Annotated in this window: 3 protein-coding genes; 1 reads left to right on the plus strand and 2 read right to left on the minus strand. The window is 72.2% G+C overall.

The window, feature by feature from the left end; all coding sequences use genetic code 11:
• Positions 1-2,058, minus strand: a 2,058-nt coding sequence (locus tag FRW57_RS19160; RefSeq protein WP_152186783.1) for a bifunctional acetate--CoA ligase family protein/GNAT family N-acetyltransferase, incomplete at its 3' end; no start/stop codon positions are given.
• A 132-nt stretch (positions 2,059-2,190) separates the two neighbouring features.
• Entirely contained in the window at positions 2,191-3,159 is a 969-nt protein-coding gene (locus FRW57_RS19165; protein WP_162529424.1) for a sialidase family protein, read from the minus strand.
• Between FRW57_RS19165 and FRW57_RS23515 the strand changes: the two genes are divergently transcribed.
• Positions 3,143-3,382: hypothetical protein (locus FRW57_RS23515; RefSeq protein ID WP_162529425.1), on the plus strand; the 240-nt coding region annotated here is incomplete at its 3' end. The two genes, FRW57_RS19165 and FRW57_RS23515, sit on opposite strands and share 17 nt — an antisense overlap.

Consider the following 3,382-nt stretch of genomic DNA (forward strand, 5'->3'; position numbering starts at 1 on the left):
CGCGACACCGTAGGCCGCGAGCAGCTCGGTGACCTCGTCCGGGCGCAGCTGCCGGCCGTCCGGCGACCCGGCGAGCACCTCGTGCACCAGCGCCCGCGCGCGTGCCCGGTCGATGCCGTCGGGTGAGACCCGCTGCCCGTGGTCGCGGACCCGCCACTCGCCGTACCGCGTGGCGGCCACCAGGGCCCGCACCCCGTCCTCGGGCATCGTGTAGGCCGGCACCACCGACCCTCGCCCTCGTGGGTCGGGGGATGCCGCCGACAAGGCCTCGGTCACTCCCCGCATACCGAGAAACGTGGCGACACAGGGCTTGTCGTGCTTCGCGGCCTCCTCGGCCAGTGCCGACGCGACCTCCTCGTCGGCGGTCATCAGCGGCGGGACGAAGCACGCGATCACGCTGTCGACCTCCGGGTCGTCGAACGCCGTGGCCAACGCCGCACGGAACTCCTCCGCCGACCCACCGGACGGGATGGAGACGGGTCCGTGGGCCACCTCCAGTCCCCAGCTGAGGCAGGAGTCCGCGGTCAGCGCACCGAGGGCGTCCGAGTTGCCGACGATGGCGACGCGGGGTCCCCCCGGCAACGGCTGGTGCAGGAGCAACTGACCGACGTCGAGCAGCTGGTGGACGTTCTCGACCCGGATCACACCGGACTGCCGGAGCATCGCGTCGAACGCCCCCGGCCGGGCGCGCGTGAGCCGCACCCGGTGTCCGGGCGGCACACCGTATGCCGAGATCCCCGACTTGATCACGATGACCGGCTTCCCGGCAGCGAGGTGGCGGGCGATGCGGGAGAACTTGCGGGGGTTGCCCATCGACTCGAGGTAGAGGCCGACCACGTCGGTGCCGTCGTCGTCGATCCAGTACTGCATGATGTCGTTGCCCGAGATGTCCACCCGGTTGCCCGCGGAGACGAAAGCCGAGATGCCGAGGCCACGCCGGCTCGCCGACTCGAGGACGGCGATCCCGAGGGCGCCGCTCTGGGAGAACAGGCCCAGGGTCCCCGGCGCCGGGATCGCAGGCGCCAAGGAGGCGTTCAGGCGAACGTCGGGATCGGCGTTGATGATGCCGAACGAGTTCGGCCCGACGACGCGCATGCCGCTGGTGCGCGCCGTCCGCAGCAACGCGTCCTGCAGTGCCGCGCCGTCAGGCCCTGTCTCGGCAAAACCCGCAGAGGCGACCAGCACCGCCTTCACCCCGGCGCGGGCGCAGTCGCGGACCACGTCGACGACCGCCGGCGCCGGCACGGCGATGACCGCGAGGTCCACCGGCTCCCCGATGTCGGACACCCGGGCAACCGCCCTGCGGCCCAGCACCTCGCTCGCCTCCGGGTTGACCGGGTGGACCGTGCCGGTGAAGCCGCCCTCCACGACGTTCTGGAGCAACCGGTGCCCGATCGAGTTGGTGCGCCGGCTGGCCCCCACCACCGCTACCGAGCTCGGGTGCAGGACCGCGCGCACGCTGACCGACTCGGCCCGGTGCTCGCGCGAGAGCATGACCGCCTGGCTGCGGGCCGTCGGCTCGATGTCGAAGGACACCGCGATGACGCCGTCGTCGAACTGGTGGGTGACCTCGAAGCCGGCGTCCTCGAAGACCCCGATCATCCTGCGGTTCTGGGGTAGCACGTCGGCCACGAACCGGCGGACGCCGTGGTCGCTGCCGATGGTCGCGAGGTGCTCGAGCAGCACCGACCCCACCCCGCGGCCCTGGTAGCTGTCGGCGATGTTGAAGGCGACCTCCGCCGTGGGTCCCGAGGCTCCTTCGAGCCGGTCGTAGCGGGCGATGCCGATGATCTCCTCGCCGACGGTGGTGATGAGGGCGACCCGGGCGACGTAGTCGACGTGGGTGAACCGCTCCAGGTCACGGTCGCTGATCCGCTTGATCGGCGCGAAGAAGCGCAGGTAGACCGATTCGGCGGACTGGCGGGCGTGGAAGGCCTGGATGGCGTCGGCGTCGGACGGCGTGATCGGTCGCACGTGGGCCACGGACCCGTCGCGGAGGACGACGTCGGCCTCCCACTCGGAGGGGTAGCCCTCGGGCAGCTCACGTGCGTCGGTCATCCGGCCAGTATGCCGTCCCCGGGCGCCCGGGCCGCGCCTCGGATCGTTGTTGCCATCCCCGCGACCAGCGCCCTCTGGCCGCAACAGTGATCCGCACGAGAGCAGGGCCTTGGGCGGGTATGACGTGGACGGTCAGGAGCCGGGAGTCACCTCGGTCCAGTGCTCGCCCCAGTCGTTGCTCACCCAGTAGCCGCCCTGGTCGTGGGCGATCGCGTAGAGCTGGGTGCCGCCTGGTGCACCGATCCAGGCCCAGCCCTGCCTCGGCGTCGGCGGCGGGCCGGCCGGAGTGTGCCAGCTGGCACCGGCGTCGGTGCTGACCAGCAGGGTGTCGCCCCGCATCGCGAGCAGGTGCGACTTGCTGGCGGCGGCGAGCGAGACCGGGCCGCTGCCGGGCAGTGACAGGCCGTTGCCCTGCCGGGTCCAGGTGGAGCCGCCGTCGTCACTGCTGTGCACCTCGAAGGTGCCGGTCCCGCCGACCGGGCACAGCGAGACCAGTCGTCCCGGGTCGTTGGAGCCGACCGTGAGCAGGCCCTTGCCGGTCGCGATGCAGCTGGTCGTGATGTTGCTGACCGGCCCGGTGCCGACGAGGTCCGCGCCCGCCAGGGTCCACGGGCCGCCGACCCGGCTGGCCGTGGTGGGCCAGCGCGGATCGATGACCGTGTGCTCCCTGCTGGTGGCGATGTCGGCTCGCTGCAGACCGCCATGGAACTGCGCCGTCTGCGTCGCTGCCGCTCCCCCGATGGGCGTGACAGAGACCCGCAGGACGCCGGAGCAGGTGCCGGACGCGCACTGGCTGCTGGAGGTGACGATGACGACCTTGCCGTTGGACTCCAGGTCGAGGACGGCATCGCCCGGGAAGGGGTAACCGTGCCAGGTGCGGCCGCCGTCGCGGGTCATCCGGATCGACGAGGTGCCGTAGGCCCAGCCCACCTCCGGGTTGGCGAAGCGCACCTGGGTCAGGTCAGTGTCCTGGGCGGAGAAGGTGTGCACGACCTCCCAGGTCCTGCCGTTGTCCGACGAGGTCTGCAGCACCGGGCATCGGCTGTCGCCGCACTGGCTGTTGCCGAGCAGGTAGAGACGCTTGTTGCCCGAGTTGGACAAGGAGCCCGCGACGAACGTGCCGGCCTCCGGCGACGCCGAGGCCGTCGAGGACTGGGATCCCGAGGGGGAGCTCGTCGACGACCCGGTGGTGGGGTTCGGCAACGGCGCGGACGACACGTGGGGGGTGGGCGCCGCCGAGCGTGCGGCCGACTGCGAGGCAGGTGCGGCCGGCCCGGGCTGCGGGGTGCCGCGGAGCGTGTCTGCGACCTGCGGTCCGAAGGCG

It is taken from the genome of Segeticoccus rhizosphaerae, from assembly GCF_009192725.1.
GTDB lineage: Bacteria > Actinomycetota > Actinomycetes > Actinomycetales > Dermatophilaceae > Segeticoccus > Segeticoccus rhizosphaerae.